The following is a 19,919-nucleotide window of genomic DNA, read 5'->3' as shown; positions in this document are numbered from 1 at the left end:
CTATCGGGCCCGGGTGGAGGCGAAGCGGGAGCGCCAGAGCAGCCAGACGAAGTACGGGGTGCCGATCATGGCGGTGACCAGGCCGGCGGGGACCTGGGCGGGGGCGATGACGGTGCGCCCGGCGGTGTCCGCGAGGCTGACGAGGATCGCGCCGAGCAGCGCCGCCACGGGCAGCACGCGGGCGTGCCGGCCGCCGACGAGCGCGCGGGCGGCGTGCGGGGCGACGAGGCCGACGAAGCTGATGACGCCGACGGCGCTGACGGCGGTCGAGGTGAGCACGGCGGCCGCGCCGAGCGCCAGCAGCCGGGCGGGTTCGAGCCGGACGCCGAGCACCCGCGGGGTGTCGTCGTCGAGGGTCAGCAGGTCGAGGTGGCGGCGGGCGGCGGCGATCAGCGGGACGAGCACGGCCAGCGCCACGGCGACGGGCGCCACCTGCTCGGCGGTGCGCCCGTAGGTGGAGCCGGACAGCCAGGTGAGCGCCTTGGCGGTGTTGTACGGGTCGAACACCACGACGACGAACGTGGTGACGGCGGCGCAGCCCGCGGACACGCCGATGCCGATGAGCACCAGCCGGTCGGAGTCCAGCCCGCCGTGCCACGCCAGCCCGTACACCAGCGCGAAGGTGAGCAGGGCGGCCGCGCCGGCGACGCCGGTCATCACCCACACCCCGGCGAGCGGGACGAACGTCAGCAGGGTGACCGCGCCGACGCCGGCGCCGGCGGTGATGCCGAGCATGCCGGGCTCGGCGAGCGGGTTGCGGCAGACCGCCTGCACGGTGGTGCCGGCGACGGCGAGGGCGGCGCCGGCCAGCAGCGCCGCGGCGACCCGCGGGAACCGCTGGTCCAGCACGAAGGTGTACGCGGGCCCGGTGCGGCCCTGCAGCCAGTTGACGACGTCGCCGCCGAGGACCCAGGTGTCGCCGGCGAGCATCCCGAGCGCGGGCGCGGCGACGGCGAGCACGGCGCAGACACCCACGACGGTCAGGTGGAAGGCGCGGGAGCGGACGGCGGCGTGGCCGCCGGGCGGGCGCCGGGTGGGCCCGGCGTCGCGGTGCCGGCGGGCCAGCCAGACGAGCAGGACGGCGCCGAGGATCGTGGTGACGACGCCGGTGGGAACGTCCACCCCGGCCTGCCCGCCGAGCGCCGCGCGCAGCAGCACGTCGGCGCCGAGCACGATGAGCACGCCGGTGAGCCCGGACAGCGGCAGCAGCACCCGGTGCGCCTGGAGCCCGGGCAGCAGGGGGCCGAGCAGCCGCACGACGGCGGGGGCGACGAGCCCGGCGAAGCCGACCGGCCCGGCGAGGGTGACGGCCGCCGCGCAGAGCAGCACGGCGAGCAGGGTGGCGCCGAGCCGGACCCGGCGCACGTGCACGCCGAGCACGGCGGCGGTGTCGTCGCCGAGGGCGAGGATGTCGAGGCGGCGGCCGAGCAGCACCAGCGCGGCGGCGGCCCCGGCGATGACGGGGGCGAGCTGGCTGAACGCGGTCAGGTCGCCGAGCACCAGCGAGCCGTGCCCCCAGGCGAACAGGCCGGTGGTGGCCTGCTCGAACAGCAGGAGCAGCAGCGTGGTGAGCGCCGACAGCGCGAGCATGGTGGCGGAGCCGGCCAGGATCAGCCGGGTGGTGCCGGCGCGGCCGCCCGCCGAGATCGCCATGACGAACGCGGCCGCCGCCAGGCCGCCGCCGAACGCGAGCCCGCCCGCGCTCAGCACCGGCAGGCTGATGCCGGCCGCCGCCACGGCGACGATGGCCAGGTGGGCGCCGGCGTTGACGGCGAGCGTGTCGGGGGAGGCCAGGGTGTTGCGGGCGACGGACTGCAGGGCGGCCCCGGCGAAGCCGAGCGCGACGCCGACGGCGGCGCCGGTGAGCAGCCGGGGCAGCCGGGACGACACCAGCACGCGGGTGGCGTCGGCGGTGCCCGGGTCCTCGGCGCCGGTGAGCAGGCGCAGCAGGTCGAGGGCGCCGACCGCGGAGGTGCCCTGGGTCAGGTGCGCCGCGGCGACGACGGCGAGCAGGGCGGCCGCGGCGGTGAACGCCGTGGCGGTGCGCAGCCGCGCCGGCGCCGCCGTCCGGGCCGGCGCGACGGCCGGCCCGGACGGTGCGGTGACGGTGGAGGTGCTCAAGCCGTGTAGGCCTTGACGAACGCGTCGATGTGCTGCTGGGCCGACAGGGTGCCGCCGAACGTCCAGATGCCGTCGGGCATCCGGTGCAGCTGCTTCTGCTGCACGAACGGCAGCGAGGTCCAGATCGCGTTGCCGGCGAGGCCGTCGGCGAAGACGTCGACGCCGTCGGAGGCGTTGTAGAAGAACCGCACGTCCGGCGCCTTCAGGGCGGTGAGGCCCTCGACGTCGGTCTGGCCGAGCCCCCACACCTCGTCCACCTTGCCGGTCCAGGCGTTGCGCAGCCCGAGCCCGATGCCGACCTGGGAGACCAGCGACCCCTGGCCGAACATCCGGATGCTGACGGTGCTGCCCTCCTTCCAGCCGTCGGCGAAGGCGAACGGCCGGCCGGCGGCGCCGGCGGCGGCGATCTTCGCCTTACCGGCGGCGAGGGCGGCGTCGAAGTCGGCGAGCAGCTGCTGCGCCCGGTCGGCCTTGCCGACGGCGGTGGCGATCATCGTCAGGTCGGTGCGCATGCGGGCGAGGTTGTCGGCGGCGTCGCTGCCCTTGGCGACGATCACCGGCACGTACTTCTCCAGCTGGCCGACCAGGGCGGAGTCGCGTTCGGCCTCCATCACCACCAGGTCGGGCTGCAGCGCGACGATGGCGTCGACGCTGGGCTCGCTGCGGGTGCCGACGTCCTTGACGGCCGCGTCCAGCTTGGCGGCGGTGACCCAGGTGGCGTACCCCTTGGTGTCGGCCACGCCGACGGGCATGACGCCGAGCCCGACGAGCATCTCCGTCTCGCCCCACTCCAGGCCGACGACCCGGGTCGCCGGCGCCTTGAGGGTGACGGCCTTGCCGCGGGCGTCGGTGACGGTGACGGGCCCGGCCGGCGCGGACGAGCCGCCCGCAGCGGGCGCGGAGGCGGCCTGTTCGGTGGTGCCGCACGCGGTGAGCAGGGCGGCGGCGGTCACGGCGGCGGCCAGGACCGCCAGTCGGGAACGGATCATCGTCGTCATTTCTCGCTGAGGGACGGGGTGAGGACCGGCTGCCGCCGGGTGTGCCGGCCGACCGGCCGGGTGGACAGCAGGCCGGTGACGGCGTCCGCGCAGACCTCGATGCGGATGCCGTACGTCTCGGTGAGGTTGTCCTCGGTGAACACCTCGTGCGGGGTGCCGGCGGCGCGCACCCGCCCGGACCGCAGCAGCACGACGTGGTCGGCCACGGCCGCGGCCTGGTCGAGGTCGTGCAGCACGACGCCGACGGCGACGCCGTGCCGGTCGGCCAGGTCGCGGACCAGGTCGAGGATCTCCACCTGGTAGCGCAGGTCGAGGAACGTGGTGGGCTCGTCGAGCAGCAGCACGCCGGTGTCCTGGGCGAGGCAGGTGGCCAGCCACACCCGCTGGAGCTCGCCGCCGGACAGCTCGTCGACCGGCCGGTCCGCCATGGCGGACACGCCGGTGACCTCCATCGAGCGCGCGACGGCCGCGGGGCCGCCGGGGTCGTCGGCGCGCCAGCGCCCGCGGTACGGGTGGCGGCCGTAGCCGACGACGTCGCGCACGGTGACGCCGCTGGGCACCGGCCGGCTCTGCGCCAGCAGCGTGACGCGGCGCGCGAAGTCCTTCACGGACAGGGCGCGGGCGGACGCGCCGTCGCCGAACTGGACGTCGCCGCCGTCCACCCGGTGCAGCCGGGCGAGGGCGCGCAGCACGGTGGACTTGCCGCTGCCGTTCGGGCCGACCAGGGCGGTCACGGCCCCGGCGCGCAGGGCCAGGCTGACGCCGTGCACGACGGCCGAGCCGTGGTAGCCCAGGCGCAGGTCGACGCCGCGCAGGCCGGTGGCCCCGGGTGATTCTCGACGATCGGACACGGCGGTAAGGTAAGGCTTACCTCAGGCTGGCGTCAACACGGACGGCGACGGCCGCGGCGAGCGCCGCGGCCGTCCGAGGTGTGCCCGCTCCCAGGCGGTGACGCGGGCCGAGGGGCTCAGCCGGCCTGGCCGAGCTCCGTCTCGCGGGTGCGGGTGCGGGGCGACGCCGCGAAGACCAGCTCCGCCCAGACGACCTTGCCGGTGTGCCCGGCCCACACCGCGGCGCGGGTGCCCCAGCTGCGGGCCAGTGCCGCGACGATCATCAGGCCGCGCCCGCCGGGGCGCTGCAGGTCGCGGGCCAGCGGCTCCGGCCGGTGCGGGTCGGCGTCGGCGCACTCGACGATCACCGCGTCGCGGCCGGCCTCGCGGCGCAGCGCCAGCGTCAGCTGGCCGCCGTTGCCGGTGTGCTGGGTGACGTTCTGCATCAGCTCGGTCGCGACCGTCAGCGTGTCCCCGTCGTCGTCCACGACGTCCCACGTCCGCAGGGCTTCGCGCACGGCCTGCCGGGCCACGGACGCGGGCGTCCCGTGGTCGAACCGCAGGCACACCGTCTCCACCGCCCTCCTGTACCCCCGTGTGGTGTCCGATACGCATGAAGATCGGAATTGCCGTCCGGAGCGGCGCGGGAGATGGCGGTCCGATCATCGGGCGGTCCGTTTAGGCTCTGCTGCGTGGAGACGGCCCGCGGCATCAGGAGCGACGAGCGGCTGCGCCGGCTCGAGTCGGTCACCGATGCGGCGCTGTCCCGGCTCGACGTGGCCGACCTGCTCGACGAGCTGCTGGAACGGGTCGTCGACCTGCTCGGCGTCGACACCGCGGTCGTGCTGCTGCTCGACGAGCACACCGACCACCTGGTGGTCACCGCCGCCAAGGGCCTGGAGGACGAGGTCCGGCAGTCCGTGCGGGTGCCGGTCGGGCACGGGTTCGCCGGGCGGGTGGCCGCGAACCGGCGGCCGCTGACCCTCGCCGAGGTCACCGCCGCCGACGTGGTGAGCCCGATCCTGCTGCAGAAGGGCGTCCGCTCGCTGCTCGGGGTGCCGATGCTGGCCGGCGGCGACCTCGCCGGCGTGCTGCACGTCGGCAGCCTCATCCCGCGCCTGTGGACCGACGACGACGTCGAGCTGCTGCAACTGGTGGCCGACCGGGCGGCCTCGGCCGGCCAGGCCCGGACGCGCCGGCTCGACCAGGTCGCCGCGATGGCGCTGCAGCGCAGCCTGCTGCCGGCCCGGCTGCCCGCCGCCGCCGGGCTCGACCTGGCCGCCCGCTACGTGCCGGGCAACGACCTGGGCGTCGGCGGCGACTGGTACGACGTGTTCGGCCTGCCGTCCGGCTGGCTGGGCGTGGTGGTCGGCGACGTGTCCGGCCACGGCCTCGGCTCGGCCGTGATCATGGGGCGGGTGCGCAGCGCGCTGCGGTCGTACGCGCTCATCTGCGACGACCCGGCCGAGGCGCTGACGCTGCTCGACCGCAAGATCGTGCACTTCGAGGCGGGCCAGCTCACCACCGTCCTGTACGCGATGATCAGCCCCGACCGCTCGGCCGCGCACGTGTCGCTGGCCGGCCACCTGCGCCCGGTCGTCGCGGCGCCGGGCGAGCCGGCCCGGCTGGCGGACGTCCGGGTGGACCCGCCGGCCGGCACCCGCCCGGCGCGCGGCCGGGCCCGCCGCACCACGGTCGTCGGCCTGCCGCCCGGCGCGGTGCTGGTCTGCTACACCGACGGGCTGGTCGAGCGCCGCGGCGAGATCATCGACGAGGGCATCGAGCGCCTCCTGGCCGCCACGTCGGCGGCGCCGGCCGACGCGGTCTGCGACGCCATCATGGCGGCCGGGCTCGCCGACCGCCCCACCGACGACGTGGCGATGCTGGTGCTGCGCCGCACGGGCGGCGCGGTGCCGCGGTGAACCGCTACTGCTTCCTGCTCCAGGTGCGCCCGGAGCTGCTGGCGGAGTACACGCAGCGGCACGCGCGGGTGTGGCCGGAGATGCTGCGCGCCCTGCGCGACGCCGGCTGGACCAACTACTCGCTGTTCGCCCGCGACGACGGCCTGCTCGTCGGGTACGTCGAGGCCGAGAGCCTGGAACGCGCCCAGGCAGCGATGGCCCGCACCGACGTGAACGCCCGCTGGCAGGCCGAGATGGCGCGGTTCTTCACCGGCCTGGACGACCGCCGCCCGGACGAGGGGTTCCTGCTGCTGACCCCGGTGTTCCAGCTCGAGCAGCAGCTGGCCGCCCTGGACGACTAGCGGCGGGCGTGGTCGCTGGAGTGCCGGACGACCAGTTCGGGCTGGAAGATGACGTGCTGGTGGCGGTGCGGGGTGGCGCCGCCGGTCTCCTCGAGCAGCAGCCGGGCGGCGGTGCGGCCGAGTTCGTGGCGGGGCTGGCGCACCGACGACAGCGGCACGGCGGCGGCGCCGGCGAACTCGATGTCGTCGTAGCCGACGAGGGCCAGGTCGTGCGGGACGCGGACGCCGCGCAGGGTGAGTTCCTGCAGGGCGCCCAGAGCGAGCAGGTCGTTGGCGCAGAACAGGGCGGTGGGGCGTTCCGCGTCGGGCAGGGCGGCGACGCGGGCGGCGGCGGCGCGCCCGGCGGCGACGGTGAGGCCGGTGGTCTCGACGGTGCGCAGCTCGGCGCCGGTGCCCGCGACGGCCGCCTGGGCGCCGGCGTAGCGGTCGGCGACCTGGCCGATGCCGAACGGGCCGCCGACGAAGCCGATGCGGCGGTGGCCGCGGGAGAGCAGGTGGGCGACGGCGAGGCGGCCGCCGGTGACGTCGTCGACGGCGACGGAGCAGCGGCTGGTCGCGCCGGCGCCGCGGTCGACGAGCACGGTGGGGATGCCGCGGCGGGCGAGGCGTTCGAGCCGGTCGGCGTGGTCGTCGCCGACGGGGGTGAACAGGATGCCCTGCACCCGCTGTTCCTCCAGGGCGTCGAGGTGCCGGCCCTCGCGCCCGGCGTCCTCGCCGCTGTTGCAGACGACGAGCATGGCGGCGGACTCCTCCAGCACCTCCTCGGCGCCGCGCACCACGTCGGTGAAGAACGGGTTGGCGACGTCGAGGACGACGATCGCGACGGTGCGGCTGTGCCCGGCGCGCAGCTGGCGGGCGGAGTCGTTGCGGACGTATCCGAGCGCCGCGATGGCCTCGCGCACCCGCTGCCGGGTGGCCTCGGCGACGGTGTCCGGCCGGTTGAGCACGTTGCTCACCGTGCCGAGCGAGACGCCCGCCCGCTGCGCGACCTGCTTGATGCTGGCCCCTGCCATGTGCCTCCGCTCGTCTGCCGCGACAGGCTACTACAACGTTTCAATCGCGGTGGCGGTCACGCTGAGCGAAAACCTTGACACGTAGCTCACACATTCGTAACGTGAGGGCCCGCTCCTATGAAACGTTTCAACATCATCATCCTCCCCGATGCCCGCCCGCGGGCCGCACCTCCAGGAGTATTCATGCGCCTCAATGGAACGCTCGCCCGCGGCGTCGCGGTCGCCGCCGTGGCCGCACTGGCCCTCACCGGCTGCACGAAGAAGAACGAGACCGACGGCGGCACCGGTACCGGCGCCACCGCGGGCGAGACCTACAAGGTCGCGTTCGTGCCGAAGCTGCAGGGCGTGCCCTACTTCGAGGCCATGAACACCGGCGGGCAGAAGGCGGCCAAGGAGCTCGGCAACGTCGAGTGGCTCTACCAGGGACCGACCCAGGCCGACGCCGCCGCCCAGGCCGACATCGTGCGCTCGTACATCCAGCAGAAGGTCGACACGCTCATCGTCGCCCCGAACGACCCCGACTCCATGGCGCCGCTGCTGCAGCAGGCCAAGGACGCCGGCATCCACGTGGCCACCTCCGACACCGACGCGCCCAACTCGGTGCGCGAGGTGTTCGTCAACCAGGCGTCCGCCGAGGGCATCGGCCAGGGCCTCACCGACGCGCTGATGACCGCGATGGGCGGCAAGGGCAAGTACGCCATCGTCTCCTGCGGCCAGACCGCCGAGAACCTCAACGCCTGGATCAAGGTGCAGCAGGCGTACACGAAGGAGAAGTACCCCGAGGCGCAGATCGTCGACGTCGTCTACGCCGGCGAGGACCAGGCCAAGGCCACCCAGATGGCGACCGACCTGATGAACGCCCACCCGGACCTCACCGGCCTGGTGGGGGAGTGCACCTCCTCGGCGCCCGGCGTGGCCCAGGCCGTGCGCGACGCCGGCAAGGTCGGCAAGGTCTTCACCGTCGGCCTCGGCACGCCGCAGTCGATGAAGCCGTACCTGGCCGACAAGTCGTCGTCCGCCTCGATCCTGTGGGACGTCGAGAACCTCGGCTACCTGACCGCCTGGGCCGGCGCCCAGCTCGCCGCGGGCAAGCCGTTCGCCGCCACCAACAACGTCAGCTCCGCGCTGCCGGCGGTCGCCTACGACGAGAGCACCAAGACCATGCTGCTCGGCCCGGCCCTCGCGATCACCACCGAGAACGTCGACAAGTTCAGCTACTGAGCCGCCGGTGGAGGCGCTCCGGGCGGTCACGGCCGCCCGGAGCGCCCGCGAGGAAGGGACCACGGTGACCGTCAACGAGACGCCCGCCGCGCCGGCCACCGCCCCGCCGGCCGCCGCGGACACCCCCCGGTTGCGCCTGACCGGCATCGCCAAGCGGTTCGGCGCGGTGCGCGCCATCCGCAACGCCGACATGACCGTCCAGGCCGGCCGGGTGCACGCCCTGGTCGGCGAGAACGGGGCCGGCAAGTCCACGATGATCAAGATCGTGTCGGGCGTCGAGGCGGCCGACGCCGGCCGCATCGAGTTCGACGGCGCCGAGGTGGCCATCGCGACCACCACCGACGCCATGGCGCTCGGCATCGCCACCGTCTACCAGGAACCGCAGCTGTTCGCGGAGCTCACCGTCGCCGAGAACATCTTCCTCGGCCGCGAGCTGCGCAAGGGCCCCCGCGTCGACTGGGCCGCCCAGAACGCCCACGTCGTCGAGCTGCTGGAACTGCTCGGGCTGCCGGCGAGGTACGCCACCGCCGACGTGGGCAGCCTGTCCATCGCCGAGCAGCAGCAGGTGTCCATCGCCAAGGCGCTGTCCGGCGACGCCACCGTGCTGATCCTCGACGAGCCGTCCGCCATCCTCACCGACGCCGAGATCGAGGTGCTGTTCGGCGTGGTGCGCCGCCTCACCGCCACCGGCGTCGCCGTCATCTACATCTCGCACCGCCTCGACGAGCTGTTCCGCATCGCCGACGAGGTGACCGTCATGCGCGACGGGGAGACCATCGGCACGTACCCGATGGCGGACCTGAGCGTGCGGCAGATCGCCGAGCTGATGGTCGGCGGGGTGCTGTCCGACGAGCGCCCGCACCGCGAGGTGCCCGCCGGGCCGCCCGTGCTGGAGCTGCGCGGGCTGACCCGCGACGGCCGGTTCCACGACGTCGACCTCGGCGTGCGCTCCGGCGAGATCGTCGCCCTGTACGGGCTGGTCGGCAGCGGCGTCAGCGAGATCGCCGCCTGCGTCTACGGCATCGACCGGGCCACCGGCGGCGAGCTGCTCCTGAACGGCAGGCCGGTCGCGCCGCGCTCGCCGCGCGAGGCCCAGCGGCTCGGCATCGCGCTGCTGCCCGCCAACCGCAAGGTCGAGGGCATGTTCACGTTCCAGTCCATCGCGTTCAACATCTCCGCCGGGCACCTCAAGCTGCTGTCGCGCCTCGGCGTGTTCCTGGACCGGGCCCGCGAGCGCACCGTCGCCGTCGACCTGATCAAGCGGCTCGCCGTGAAGACGCCGCACGAGCGGCAGCCCATCGGCGCCATGTCCGGCGGCAACGCGCAGAAGGTCGTGCTGGCCCGCCAGCTGGTGCGCCGCCCCGACGTGCTGGTGCTCGCCGAGCCCACCCAGGGTGTCGACGTGGGCGCCAAGGAGGAGATCCACCGCATCATCACCGAGCTCGCCGAGGGCGGCACGGCGGTCCTCGTCGTCACGTCCGACCTGCCCGAGGCGCTGCGCATCGCCGACCGCATCCAGGTCGTGCGCGGCGGCACCACCACCCGCGAGTTCGGCCCGGACGCCACCCAGGTGGACGTGCTGGCCGCGGCCGCCGGGTCCGCCGACGACCAGCCCCACGACAAGGAGGCCGCCGCGTGAGCACGCAGACGCTCCAGCCGCCCGCCGCGCCGGTCACGCCGCGCGGCCGGGTGCTGCCGTCCCCGGTCACCGGCCAGGAGCTGATCCTCGTCGGCGTCATCGCCGTGCTGTGGGTGGCGCTCGCGCTGACCACCCCGGCGTTCCTCACCGCCGGGTCGCTGCAGCCGCTGCTCGTGGCGACCGCGCCGATCGCGCTGGTCGGCGTCGGCATGACCATCGTCATCATCACCGGCGGCATCGACGTCTCGGTCGGCGCCGCCATGATGGTCAGCTCGGTGATCACCGCCAAGGCGCTGGTCGAGCAGGAGGTGGCGCTGCCGGTCGCGGTGCTGCTCGCCGTCGCCGCCGGCGGCCTGCTGGGCCTGCTCAACGGCCTGCTCATCGCGTACGGCCGGGTGCACGCCATCATCATCACGTTCGGCACCGCGAACCTGTTCCTGTTCCTCGGCCTGCAGATCTTCGGCTCCCGCACCGTCAACGGCATCCCGGCGACGCTGGCGTTCTTCGGCCGCGGGCAGGAGGGCCGCACGCTGGGCCTGCCGCACGCGTTCCTCATCACCGTCGCCATCACCGCGGCCGCGTGGTGGTACCTGCGGCACACCGCCGGCGGCCGGCACTTCTTCGCCATCGGCGGCGACCCGCACGCCGCCCGGCTGGCCGGGGTGCGCGTGCAGCGGCGGGTGCTGCTCGCCTACGTCGTCACCGGCCTGCTCGTCGGGCTGGCCGCCTGCTTCCTCATCGCGCAGGGCACCTCGACGCTCGACCAGTCCGTCGGCAGCGGCAAGGAGCTGGCCGTCATCGCGGCCGTCGTCATCGGCGGGACGTCCATCATGGGCGGCCGCGGCTCGGTGCTCGGCACCCTGCTCGGCGCGCTGCTGGTGCAGACCGTCACGTCCGGCGTCACCCAGCTCGGCTGGAAGTCGCAGCTGTCCGACCTGTTCGTCGGCGTGTTCATCATCGTCGCGGTGGGCGCCGACCTGCTGCGCGCCCGCGCCCGGGCCCGGAGGACGTCATGACCATCGCCCCGCCCGCCCCCCAGCCCGTCGCCGAACCGGCCCGGGAGTCCGCCGCCGGGCGCGTCCTGCGCGTCCTGCTCACCCAGCGCATCGCGCTGCTGGCCGTGCTCATCGTCGCCGTCGTCGTCACGTTCTTCGTCCAGGACGCGGGCGGCTACCTGACCGCCCCCTACGACTTCGACTACATGTCGGCGTCGCTCATCAACGCCGTCCCGCTGGCGATGCTCGGCCTGGCCGAGTTGCTGGTCATCATGTCCGGCCGCGGCGGCATCGACCTGTCCGTCGGCGCGATCGTGTCGCTGGCCGGCATGGTGTTCGGCTTCGGCTACGGCGAGTGGGGCTGGCCGCTGTGGCTCGCCATCGTCGTCACCGCCGTGTTCGGCGCGCTGTGCGGGGCGGTGAACGGCTTCCTGGTCAGCTACATCGGCTTCCCGGCGCTCATCGCCACGCTGGCCACGTTCTACGCGTACAAGTCGATCGCGATCGTCGCCAACGACCAGCAGCCGATCAGCACCCCGCCGATCCAGGACCTGTACTCGCTCAGCGGCTCCGTCGAGCTGCCGCTGATCGGCCAGTACATCCCGGACGTGCCGCTGGGCATCTTCACGTTCCTGCTGCCCACCGTCGTCGTGGTGTGGGTGCTGCTGACCCGCACCGCGTACGGCCGCCGGCTCTACGCCATTGGCACCAACGACGTGGCCGCCCGCTGGGCCGGCATCGAGGTCCGCGACACCCGGTTCAAGGCGTACGTGTACGCGGGGCTGATCTCCGGGCTCGTCGCCGTCGTCACCGTCGGCCAGTTCGCGTCCGCCCGGCCCGACGCCGGCGTCTCCGGCAGCGGCATGGCGCTGCCCGCCATCACGATCGCCGTGCTGGGCGGCGTCGCCATCACCGGCGGCGTCGGCCGGGTCGCCGGCGTGGTGCTGGCCACCCTGCTCGTGGTGTGGCTCAACGCCGGCATCCTGCTCGCCTTCGTCGGCAACGAGGGCGCCCAGTACCAACTCCTCGCCCTGGGCACGGTGCTCGTCTTCGCCGCCCTGCTCAACGGCCTCACCAACAGGCGCTACGGCGGATCCCGCTGATGGAGGATCAGATGTCCCTCGATGATCTCGACGCCTTCACCGTCGAGGTGCCCAGCTGGGCCTACGGCAACTCGGGCACCCGGTTCAAGGTGTTCACCACCCCCGGCGTGCCGCGGGACCCGTTCGAGAAGATCGCCGACGCCGCCCAGGTGCACCGGCACACCGGCCTCGCGCCGCGGGTGTCGCTGCACATCCCGTGGGACATGGTCGACGACTTCGGCCGGCTCGCCGCGTACGCCAAGGAGCAGGGCGTCGGCATCGGCGCCGTCAACGCCAACCTGTTCCAGGACGACGACTACCGGCTCGGCTCGCTGGCCCACCCGCACGCCGGCGTGCGCGACAAGGCCGTCGAGCACCACCTCGCCTGCATCGACGTCATGCGGGCCACCGGCTCGAAGGACCTGAAGATCTGGCTGCCGGACGGCACCAACTACGCCGGCCAGGACTCGCTGCGCGCCCGGCAGGACCGGCTCGCCGAGTCGCTGCAGCGGGTGTACGCCGCCATGGACGACGACCAGCGCCTGCTGCTGGAGTACAAGTTCTTCGAGCCGTACTTCTACAGCATGGACATCCCCGACTGGGGCACCTCGCTGCTGCACTGCCTGGCCCTGGGGGAGCGGGCGCAGGTGGTGCTGGACACCGGCCACCACGCGCCCGGCACCAACATCGAGTTCATCGTCATGCAGCTGCTGCGGCAGAACCGGCTGGGCGCGTTCGACTTCAACTCGCGCTTCTACGCCGACGACGACCTGATCGTGGGCTCCGCCGACCCGTTCCAGCTGTTCCGGATCATGACCGAGATCGTCGCGGTCGGCGCGCACCGGCCCGCGTCGGGCGTCAACTTCATGCTCGACCAGTGCCACAACATCGAGGACAAGATCCCGGGCCAGATCCGGTCGGTGCTCAACGTCGAGCAGGCCCTCGCCAAGGCGCTGCTCGTCGACGCCGAGGCGCTGCGCGCCGCCCAGTCCTCCGGCGACGTGCTCGGGGCGCACGCCGTGCTGATGGACGCCTACGAGACGGACGTCCGCGCCACCCTCGCCGACCGCCGCGAGGCGCGCGGCCTGCCCCGCGACCCGATCGCCGCCTTCGCCGCCTCCGGCTACGCCGCCGCCGTCGCCTCGTCCCGCGTCGGCGGGACCCAGGCCGGCTGGGGCGCCTGACCACCAGGAGACCGTTGTTCATGAGTGAGATCTCGGACCTCGTCGCCCGCTCGAACCGGCTGGGCGCCGACCCGCGCAACACCAACTACGCCGGGGGCAACACCTCCGCCAAGGGCACGGCCACCGACCCGGTCACCGGGCGCCCCACCGAGCTGCTGTGGGTGAAGGGCTCCGGCGGCGACCTGGGCACCCTCACCGAGGCGGGCCTGGCGGTGCTGCGGCTGGACCGGCTGCGCGCGCTGACCGACGTCTACCCGGGGGTGGAGCGCGAGGACGAGATGGTCGCCGCGTTCGACCACTGCCTGTTCGGCCGCGGCGGCGCGGCGCCGTCCATCGACACGGCCATGCACGGCCTGGTGGACGCCCCGCACGTCGACCACCTGCACCCCGACGCGGGCATCGCGATCGCCACCGCCGCCGACGGCGAGGCGCTCACCAAGGAGATCTTCGGCGACCGGGTGGTCTGGGTGCCGTGGCGGCGCCCCGGCTTCCAGCTCGGCCTCGACATCGCCGCGGTGAAGCGGGCCCACCCGCGGGCCATCGGCGTCGTCCTCGGCGGGCACGGCATCACCGCGTGGGGCGACACCAGCGCCGAGTGCGAGGCCAACTCGCTGGAGATGATCCGGGCGGCGCAGGAGTACATCGACGCCCGCGGCGCCGCCGAGCCGTTCGGCGCCGTCGTGCCCGGGTTCGAGGCCCTGCCCGAGCCGCAGCGTCGGGACCGGGCCGCCGCCCTCGCCCCGGTGATCCGCGGGCTGGCCTCCACCGACCGGCCGCAGGTCGGCCACTTCACCGACGGCGACGCCGTGCTCGACTTCCTGGCCCGCGAGAAGCTGGCGCCGCTGGCCGCGCTCGGCACCTCCTGCCCGGACCACTTCCTGCGCACCAAGGTCCGGCCGCTGGTGCTGGACCTGCCGCCGTCGGCGCCGCTGGACGAGGCCGTGGCGCGGCTGCGCGAGCTGCACGCCGCCTACCGCGCCGACTACGCCGCCTACTACGACCGGCACGCGGACGCGGACACCCCGCCGATGCGCGGCGCCGACCCGGCGATCGTGCTGGTGCCCGGCGTCGGCATGTTCAGCTTCGGCGCGAACAAGCAGACCGCCCGGGTCGCCGGCGAGTTCTACGTCAACGCGATCAACGTGATGCGCGGCGCCGAGGCCGTCTCCCGCTACGCGCCCATCGCGGAGGAGGAGAAGTTCCGGATCGAGTACTGGGCGCTGGAGGAGGCCAAGCTGCGGCGCATGCCCGCGCCGAAGCCGCTCGCCACCCGGGTCGCCCTGGTCACCGGCGCCGGGTCGGGCATCGGCAAGGCCATCGCCGAGCGGCTCGCCGCCGAGGGCGCCTGCGTCGTCGTCACCGACCGCGACGGCGCGTCGGCGGCGGGCGTCGCCGAGGGCATCGGCGGCACCGACGTGGCGGTCAGCGTGCCGCTCGACGTCACCGACGAGGACGCCGTCGCGGCCGCGTACCGGGCGGCGGCGCTCGCGTTCGGCGGCGTCGACCTGGTGGTCAACAACGCCGGGCTGTCCATCTCCAAGCCGCTGCTGGACACCACCGCGCGCGACTGGGACCTGCAGCACGACGTCATGGCGCGCGGCTCGTTCCTGGTCACCCGCGAGGGCGCCCGGCTCATGCGCGAGCAGGGCCTGGGCGGCGACATCGTCTACATCGTCAGCAAGAACGCCGTCTTCGTCGGCCCGAACAACGTGGCGTACGGCGCCGCCAAGGCCGACCAGGCGCACCAGGTGCGGCTGCTCGCCGCCGAGCTGGGCGAGCACGGCATCCGGGTCAACGGCGTCAACCCCGACGCGGTCGTGCGCGGCTCCGGCATCTTCGCCGGCGGCTGGGGCGCCCAGCGCGCCGCCGTCTACGGCGTCGAGGAGGAGAAGCTGGGCGAGTTCTACGCGCAGCGCACCCTGCTGAAGAAGGAGGTGCTGCCGGAGCACATCGCGGCCGCCGTCTTCGCGCTGACCGGCGGCGACCTGCCGCTGACCACCGGCCTGCACATCCCCGTCGACGCCGGCGTGGCCGGCGGCTTCCTGCGGTGACCGCGTTCGCCGCGGTCGACCTCGGGGCGTCCAGCGGCCGGGTCATGGTCGGCCGGGTCGGCCCCGGCCGGCTGGAGCTGTCCACCGCGCACCGGTTCGGCAACGAGCCGGTGCGAGTGGCCGGCACCCTGCACTGGGACGTGCTGCGGCTGTACCGCGGCGTGCTGGCCGGGCTGCGCGCCGCGGGCGAGGTGCGCAGCGTCGGCGTCGACTCGTGGGCCGTCGACTACGGCCTGCTCGACGCCATCGGCGCGCTGCTCGGCAACCCGGTGCACTACCGCGACGGCCGCACCGACGGCGTGGCCGCCCGGGTCGCCGGGCGGCTCGGCGAGCAGCGCCTGTACGCCACCACCGGGTTGCAGCAGCTGCCGTTCAACACCCTGTACCAGCTCGCCGCCGCCGCCGGCACCCCGCAGCTGGCAGCCGCCGAGCGGCTGCTGATGATCCCCGACCTCATCGCGTACTGGCTCACGGGCGAGGTGGGCGCCGAGGTCACCAACGCGTCCACCACCCAGCTGTACGACCTGCGCCGCCGCGCCTGGGCGACGGACCTGATGGCCGACGCGGGCATCCCCGCGCACCTGTTCCCGCCGCTGCGCGTGCCCGGCGAGGCGATCGGCCCCGTGCTGCCGGAGGCCGGGCTGGCCGGCCGCCCCGACGTCGTCGCCGTCGGCTCGCACGACACCGCGTCCGCCGTCGCCGGGGTGCCCGCCACCGGCGAGCACTTCGCCTACATCTCCTGCGGCACGTGGTCGCTGGTCGGGACGGAGCTGGCCGACCCGGTGCTCACCGAGGACAGCCGGCTGGCGAACTTCACCAACGAGGCCGGCGTCGACGGCACCGTGCGCTACCTGCGCAACGTCATGGGGCTGTGGCCGCTGCAGGAGTCGCTGCGGCTGTGGGGCGACGCCGACCTGCCCGCGCTGCTGGCCGCCGCCGCCCGCGAGCCCGCCTTCGCCGCCGTCGTCGACCTCGACGACCCCGTCTTCCTCGCCCCCGGCGACATGCCCGCCCGCATCGCCGACGCCTGCCGCCGCACCGGCCAGCCGCCGCCCGCGACGCCCGCCGCCGTGGTGCGGTGCATCGTGGACAGTCTGGCGCTGGCCCACCGCCGCGCGGTGCGGCAGGTGCAGGAGCTGTCCGGCCGGCACGCCGACGCGGTGCACGTCGTCGGCGGCGGCGCCCGCAACGAGCTGCTCTGCCGGCTCACCGCCGACGCCTGCGGCCTGCCCGTGCTGGCCGGCCCGGTCGAGGCCACCGCGCTCGGCAACGTGCTGGTCCAGGCGCGCGCCGCCGGCGTGGCCCCCGGCGATCTCGCTGCGCTGCGCGGCCTGCTGCTGCAGACTCAACAGATCGTCCGGTACGACCCGTGCGGCGACGACGGCCCGTGGCGCGCCGCCGCCGCCCGGCTGGGGAGGTGACATGCGCATCGCGCTGTTCGTGACGTGCCTGGCCGACACCATGTTCCCGGAGGCGGCCAAGGCGACCGTCCGGCTGCTGGAGCGCCTCGGCCACGAGGTGGTGTTCCCGCCGGACCAGACCTGCTGCGGGCAGATGCACGTCAACACCGGCTACCAGCGTGACGCGCTGCCGCTGGTGCGCCGGCACGTCGGCGCGTTCGCCCCGTACGACGTGGTGGTGGCGCCGTCCGGCTCGTGCGTCGGCTCGGTACGCCACCAGCACGCCGCCCTGGCCCGCCGGTTCGGCGACGAGCGGCTCGCCGCCCGCGCCGCCGCCGTCGCGGAGCGCACCTACGAGCTGAGCGAGCTGCTGGTCGACGTGCTCGGCGTCGAGGACGTGGGCGCCTACTACCCGCACCGGGTCACGTACCACCCGACCTGCCACTCGCTGCGGATGCTGCGCGTCGGCGACAAGCCGCTGCGGCTGCTGCGCCACGTGCGGGCCCTCGACCTCGTCGAGCTGCCGCGGGCCGACGAGTGCTGCGGGTTCGGCGGCACGTTCGCCGTCAAGAACGCCGACGTGTCCACCGCGATGCTCGCCGACAAGATGCGCCACGTCGTGGACACCGGCGCCGACGTCTGCACCGCCGGCGACTCGTCCTGCCTCATGCACATCGGCGGCGGGCTGTCCCGGCTGCGCACCGGCGTGCGCACCGTCCACCTGGCCGAGATCCTGGCGGCGACCCCGTGAGCCGCACCTTCCTCGGCATGCCCGCGACCGCGCCGCCCGGGGTGGGGCACCTGCGCGGCGACGAGCCGTTCCCCGCCGCCGCCCGCCGCGCCCTGGCCGACCCGCAGCTGCGCCGCAACCTCGGCCACGCCACCACCACCATCCGCGCCAAGTCCGGCGCGGTCATCGCCGAGCTGCCCGACTGGCAGCAGCTGCGCGACGCCGGCTCCGCCATCAAGGCCGACGTCATGGCCCGCCTGCCCGAGCTGCTGGAGCGGCTGGAGGCGGCCGTCACCGCCGCCGGCGGCGTGGTGCACTGGGCCGCCGACGCCGCCGAGGCCAACCGCATCGTCACCGGCCTGGTCCGGGCCACCGGCCACGACCGCGTCATCAAGGTCAAGTCGATGGCCACCCAGGAGATCGGCCTCAACGAGGCGCTGGAGGCCGCCGGCATCGAACCCGTCGAGACCGACCTGGCCGAGCTGATCGTCCAGCTCGGCCACGACCGGCCCAGCCACATCCTCGTGCCCGCCATCCACCGCAACCGCGCCGAGATCCGCGAGATCTTCCTCCGCGCCATGCCCGGCGTCGACCTCGACCTCACCGACGACCCGGCCGCGCTCGCCGGCGCCGCCCGCCGCTACCTGCGGCACACGTTCCTCACCACGCCCGTCGCCGTCAGCGGCGCCAACTTCGCCGTCGCCGACACCGGCACCCTCGCCGTCGTCGAGTCCGAGGGCAACGGGCGCATGTGCCTCACCCTGCCCGAGACCCTCATCACCGTCATGGGCATCGAGAAGGTCGTGCCGACCTGGCAGGACCTGGAGGTGTTCCTGCAGCTGCTGCCGCGCGCGTCCACCGGCGAGCGGATGAACCCGTACACGTCGATGTGGACCGGCGTCACCCCCGGCGACGGGCCGCAGGCGTTCCACCTCGTGCTGCTCGACAACGGCCGCACCGCGGTGCTCGCCGACGAGGCGGGCCGCGCGGCGCTGCACTGCATCCGCTGCTCCGCCTGCCTCAACGTGTGCCCCGTCTACGAGCGCACCGGCGGGCACGCCTACGGCAGCGTCTACCCCGGCCCCATCGGGGCGGTGCTGTCGCCGCAGCTCACCGGCGTCGCCGACAACGCCTCCCTGCCGTACGCGTCGTCGCTGTGCGGGGCCTGCTTCGACGCCTGCCCGGTGAAGATCGACATCCCGTCGATGCTGGTGCACCTGCGCGACGCCGCCCCGCACCCGCGCGCCGAGTCCGCCGCCATGGCCGCCGCCGCGTACACCATGGACCACCCCCGCCTGTACGCCGCCGCCCAGCGCGCCGCCCGGCTCAGCCGCCTCGCCGGCCCCCGCGGCCGCGGCCTGCCCCCGCCGCTGTCCGGCTGGACCGCCGGGCGCGACCTGCCCGAACCGCCGCCGCAGACGTTCCGCGACTGGTGGGCCGCCCGGTGAGCTCCCGCGACCTCATCCTCGCCCGGATCCGCGCCGCCGGCGCCACCCCGGCCGGCGGAGTCCCGCGCGCCTACCGCGGCGCCGGCGCCCCGGCCGACCCCGACCTGTTCGTCGACCGGCTCACCGACTACCGCGCCGAGGTGCACCGCTGCGCCCCGGACGCCGTCGCCGCCACCGTCGCCACGATCCTGCCGCCCGGCGCCACCGTCGCCGTCCCGCCCGGCCTGCCCGCCGGCTGGCTCCCGGCCGGCATCACCGCCCTGCCCGACGACGGCCTGACCGCCGACCGCCTCGCCACCGTCGACGCCGTCGTCACCGCCGCCGCGGTCGCCGTCGCCGAGACCGGCACGATCGTCCTCGACGGCTCCCCGGACCAGGGCCGGCGCATCCTCAGCCTCCTGCCGGACCTGCACATCTGCGTGCTGCGTCCCGACCAGGTGGTGGCGGGCGTCCCGGACGCCCTCACCCGGCTCGACCCGCGCCGCCCGCTCACCTGGATCAGCGGCCCGTCGGCCACCAGCGACATCGAACTCAACCGCGTCGAGGGCGTCCACGGCCCCCGCCACCTGCACGTCGTCCTGCCGGCCGGGCCGCCGGCGTGATTCCGCGCGGCCGCGCGCGGCGGGAGGCCCTAGGCTGACCGCATGAGCGACCCCCGGCTCGACGAACACCGGCTCGCGGAGGTGCGGCGCCTGGCGGCCGGCCTGGAGACCGCGTCGCAGGACGCCCGCGACGAGGCCCTGGCCGGGCTGGGTGGCGGCCCGGGCGACCCGGTCGTGCTCGGCGTCGTCCTCGGTGACTACGTGCACCGCATCGCCACCGGCGCGCAGGCCGACGCGGCCGCGCTGTGGCCGGTGGTCGAGCTGCTCCGCGCGGCCGGGGCCGACGAGGAGGTGGCGCGGCAGCACGCCGCCCGCCTGCGCGGCGAGGAGCCCTAGCGCCGC

General features: G+C 74.8%; 18 protein-coding genes. 13 read left to right on the top strand and 5 right to left on the bottom strand.

Features of this window, described 5'->3' with window-relative positions; all coding sequences use genetic code 11:
* The 4 genes from Sya03_RS11760 to Sya03_RS11745 form a co-directional block, all read right to left on the bottom strand.
* Nucleotides 1-2,121, bottom strand: a complete 2,121-nt coding sequence (locus Sya03_RS11760) for an iron ABC transporter permease (protein WP_203938265.1) — start codon at nt 2,119-2,121, stop codon at nt 1-3.
* The gene (locus tag Sya03_RS11755) at nt 2,118-3,110 is read right to left on the bottom strand and encodes an ABC transporter substrate-binding protein (protein WP_203938264.1); all 993 of its coding nucleotides are present in this window, start codon (nt 3,108-3,110) and stop codon (nt 2,118-2,120) included. The genes Sya03_RS11760 and Sya03_RS11755 overlap by 4 nt, the downstream gene beginning before the upstream one ends.
* 5 nt (nt 3,111-3,115) lie before the next feature.
* Nucleotides 3,116-3,970 (bottom strand): ABC transporter ATP-binding protein, encoded by an 855-nt coding sequence (locus Sya03_RS11750; RefSeq protein ID WP_203938263.1) that lies wholly within the window; start codon nt 3,968-3,970, stop codon nt 3,116-3,118.
* Between the two features lie 116 nt (nt 3,971-4,086).
* Nucleotides 4,087-4,527, bottom strand: coding sequence for an ATP-binding protein (locus Sya03_RS11745; RefSeq protein ID WP_203938262.1), 441 nt, complete (start codon nt 4,525-4,527; stop codon nt 4,087-4,089).
* 114 nt (nt 4,528-4,641) lie between these two features.
* Between Sya03_RS11745 and Sya03_RS11740 the strand changes: the two genes are divergently transcribed.
* Both Sya03_RS11740 and Sya03_RS11735 read left to right on the top strand, forming a co-directional pair.
* A complete protein-coding gene (locus Sya03_RS11740; protein WP_239107377.1) occupies nt 4,642-5,871 on the top strand; it encodes a PP2C family protein-serine/threonine phosphatase in 1,230 nt (409 codons plus the stop codon).
* Nucleotides 5,868-6,212: an L-rhamnose mutarotase gene (locus Sya03_RS11735; protein WP_203938260.1), complete on the top strand. Its 345-nt coding sequence runs from the start codon at nt 5,868-5,870 to the stop codon at nt 6,210-6,212. Before Sya03_RS11740 ends, Sya03_RS11735 begins: the two co-directional genes overlap by 4 nt.
* Here the strand turns inward: Sya03_RS11735 and Sya03_RS11730 are convergent.
* Nucleotides 6,209-7,225, bottom strand: a complete 1,017-nt coding sequence (locus Sya03_RS11730; RefSeq protein ID WP_203938259.1) for a LacI family DNA-binding transcriptional regulator — start codon at nt 7,223-7,225, stop codon at nt 6,209-6,211. The genes Sya03_RS11735 and Sya03_RS11730 overlap by 4 nt on opposite strands.
* Before the next feature lie 183 nt (nt 7,226-7,408).
* On the opposite strand from Sya03_RS11730, the gene Sya03_RS11725 reads away from it, so the two are divergent.
* From Sya03_RS11725 to Sya03_RS11675, 11 genes are all read left to right on the top strand, one after another.
* Nucleotides 7,409-8,446: an autoinducer 2 ABC transporter substrate-binding protein gene (locus tag Sya03_RS11725; RefSeq protein ID WP_203938258.1), complete on the top strand. Its 1,038-nt coding sequence runs from the start codon at nt 7,409-7,411 to the stop codon at nt 8,444-8,446.
* 64 nt (nt 8,447-8,510) lie between these two features.
* Nucleotides 8,511-10,085 carry a sugar ABC transporter ATP-binding protein gene (locus Sya03_RS11720; protein ID WP_203938257.1) on the top strand — a complete coding sequence of 525 codons (1,575 nt, stop codon included), beginning with the start codon at nt 8,511-8,513 and terminating at the stop codon, nt 10,083-10,085.
* A complete protein-coding gene (locus Sya03_RS11715; RefSeq protein WP_239107376.1) occupies nt 10,082-11,101 on the top strand; it encodes an ABC transporter permease in 1,020 nt (339 codons plus the stop codon). The genes Sya03_RS11720 and Sya03_RS11715 overlap by 4 nt, the downstream gene beginning before the upstream one ends.
* The gene (locus tag Sya03_RS11710) at nt 11,098-12,183 is read left to right on the top strand and encodes an ABC transporter permease (RefSeq protein WP_203938256.1); all 1,086 of its coding nucleotides are present in this window, start codon (nt 11,098-11,100) and stop codon (nt 12,181-12,183) included. Before Sya03_RS11715 ends, Sya03_RS11710 begins: the two co-directional genes overlap by 4 nt.
* An 11-nt stretch (nt 12,184-12,194) precedes the next feature.
* Nucleotides 12,195-13,346: an L-rhamnose isomerase gene (rhaI, locus tag Sya03_RS11705; protein ID WP_203938255.1), complete on the top strand. Its 1,152-nt coding sequence runs from the start codon at nt 12,195-12,197 to the stop codon at nt 13,344-13,346.
* 20 nt (nt 13,347-13,366) lie between these two features.
* Nucleotides 13,367-15,397, top strand: a complete 2,031-nt coding sequence (locus Sya03_RS11700) for a bifunctional aldolase/short-chain dehydrogenase (protein ID WP_203938254.1) — start codon at nt 13,367-13,369, stop codon at nt 15,395-15,397.
* Entirely contained in the window at nt 15,394-16,818 is a 1,425-nt protein-coding gene (locus Sya03_RS11695; protein WP_239107374.1) for a rhamnulokinase, read from the top strand. Before Sya03_RS11700 ends, Sya03_RS11695 begins: the two co-directional genes overlap by 4 nt.
* Before the next feature lies 1 nt (nt 16,819).
* Entirely contained in the window at nt 16,820-17,548 is a 729-nt protein-coding gene (locus Sya03_RS11690; protein WP_203938253.1) for a (Fe-S)-binding protein, read from the top strand.
* Nucleotides 17,549-17,565: 17 nt separating this feature from the next.
* Nucleotides 17,566-18,975 (top strand): lactate utilization protein B, encoded by a 1,410-nt coding sequence (locus Sya03_RS11685; RefSeq protein WP_203938322.1) that lies wholly within the window; start codon nt 17,566-17,568, stop codon nt 18,973-18,975.
* Nucleotides 18,972-19,577 carry a LutC/YkgG family protein gene (locus Sya03_RS11680; RefSeq protein ID WP_239107372.1) on the top strand — a complete coding sequence of 202 codons (606 nt, stop codon included), beginning with the start codon at nt 18,972-18,974 and terminating at the stop codon, nt 19,575-19,577. Before Sya03_RS11685 ends, Sya03_RS11680 begins: the two co-directional genes overlap by 4 nt.
* A 42-nt stretch (nt 19,578-19,619) precedes the next feature.
* On the top strand, nt 19,620-19,913 hold the full coding sequence (locus tag Sya03_RS11675; RefSeq protein ID WP_203938252.1) for a hypothetical protein: 294 nt from the start codon (nt 19,620-19,622) through the stop codon (nt 19,911-19,913).
* Nucleotides 19,914-19,919: the final 6 nt, after the last annotated feature.

It is taken from the genome of Spirilliplanes yamanashiensis (genome assembly GCF_016863475.1).
Classification (GTDB): Bacteria; Actinomycetota; Actinomycetes; order Mycobacteriales; family Micromonosporaceae; genus Spirilliplanes; species Spirilliplanes yamanashiensis.
The sequence above is the reverse complement of the archived record's forward strand: the minus strand, read 5'-3'. Positions and strand labels throughout refer to the sequence as shown.

Excerpts from the sequence above, each read along its gene's own strand:
- Sya03_RS11755 (WP_203938264.1), bottom strand. The coding sequence starts at position 3,110 with ATGATCCGTTCCCGACTGGCGGTCCTGGCCGCCGCCGTGACCGCCGCC.
- Sya03_RS11690 (WP_203938253.1), top strand. The coding sequence starts at position 16,820 with ATGCGCATCGCGCTGTTCGTGACGTGCCTGGCCGACACCATGTTCCCG.
- Sya03_RS11730 (WP_203938259.1), bottom strand. The coding sequence starts at position 7,225 with ATGGCAGGGGCCAGCATCAAGCAGGTCGCGCAGCGGGCGGGCGTCTCG.
- Sya03_RS11725 (WP_203938258.1), top strand. The coding sequence starts at position 7,409 with ATGCGCCTCAATGGAACGCTCGCCCGCGGCGTCGCGGTCGCCGCCGTG.
- rhaI (WP_203938255.1), top strand. The coding sequence starts at position 12,195 with ATGTCCCTCGATGATCTCGACGCCTTCACCGTCGAGGTGCCCAGCTGG.
- Sya03_RS11710 (WP_203938256.1), top strand. The coding sequence starts at position 11,098 with ATGACCATCGCCCCGCCCGCCCCCCAGCCCGTCGCCGAACCGGCCCGG.
- Sya03_RS11700 (WP_203938254.1), top strand. The coding sequence starts at position 13,367 with ATGAGTGAGATCTCGGACCTCGTCGCCCGCTCGAACCGGCTGGGCGCC.
- Sya03_RS11685 (WP_203938322.1), top strand. The coding sequence starts at position 17,566 with ATGCCCGCGACCGCGCCGCCCGGGGTGGGGCACCTGCGCGGCGACGAG.
- Sya03_RS11675 (WP_203938252.1), top strand. The coding sequence starts at position 19,620 with ATGAGCGACCCCCGGCTCGACGAACACCGGCTCGCGGAGGTGCGGCGC.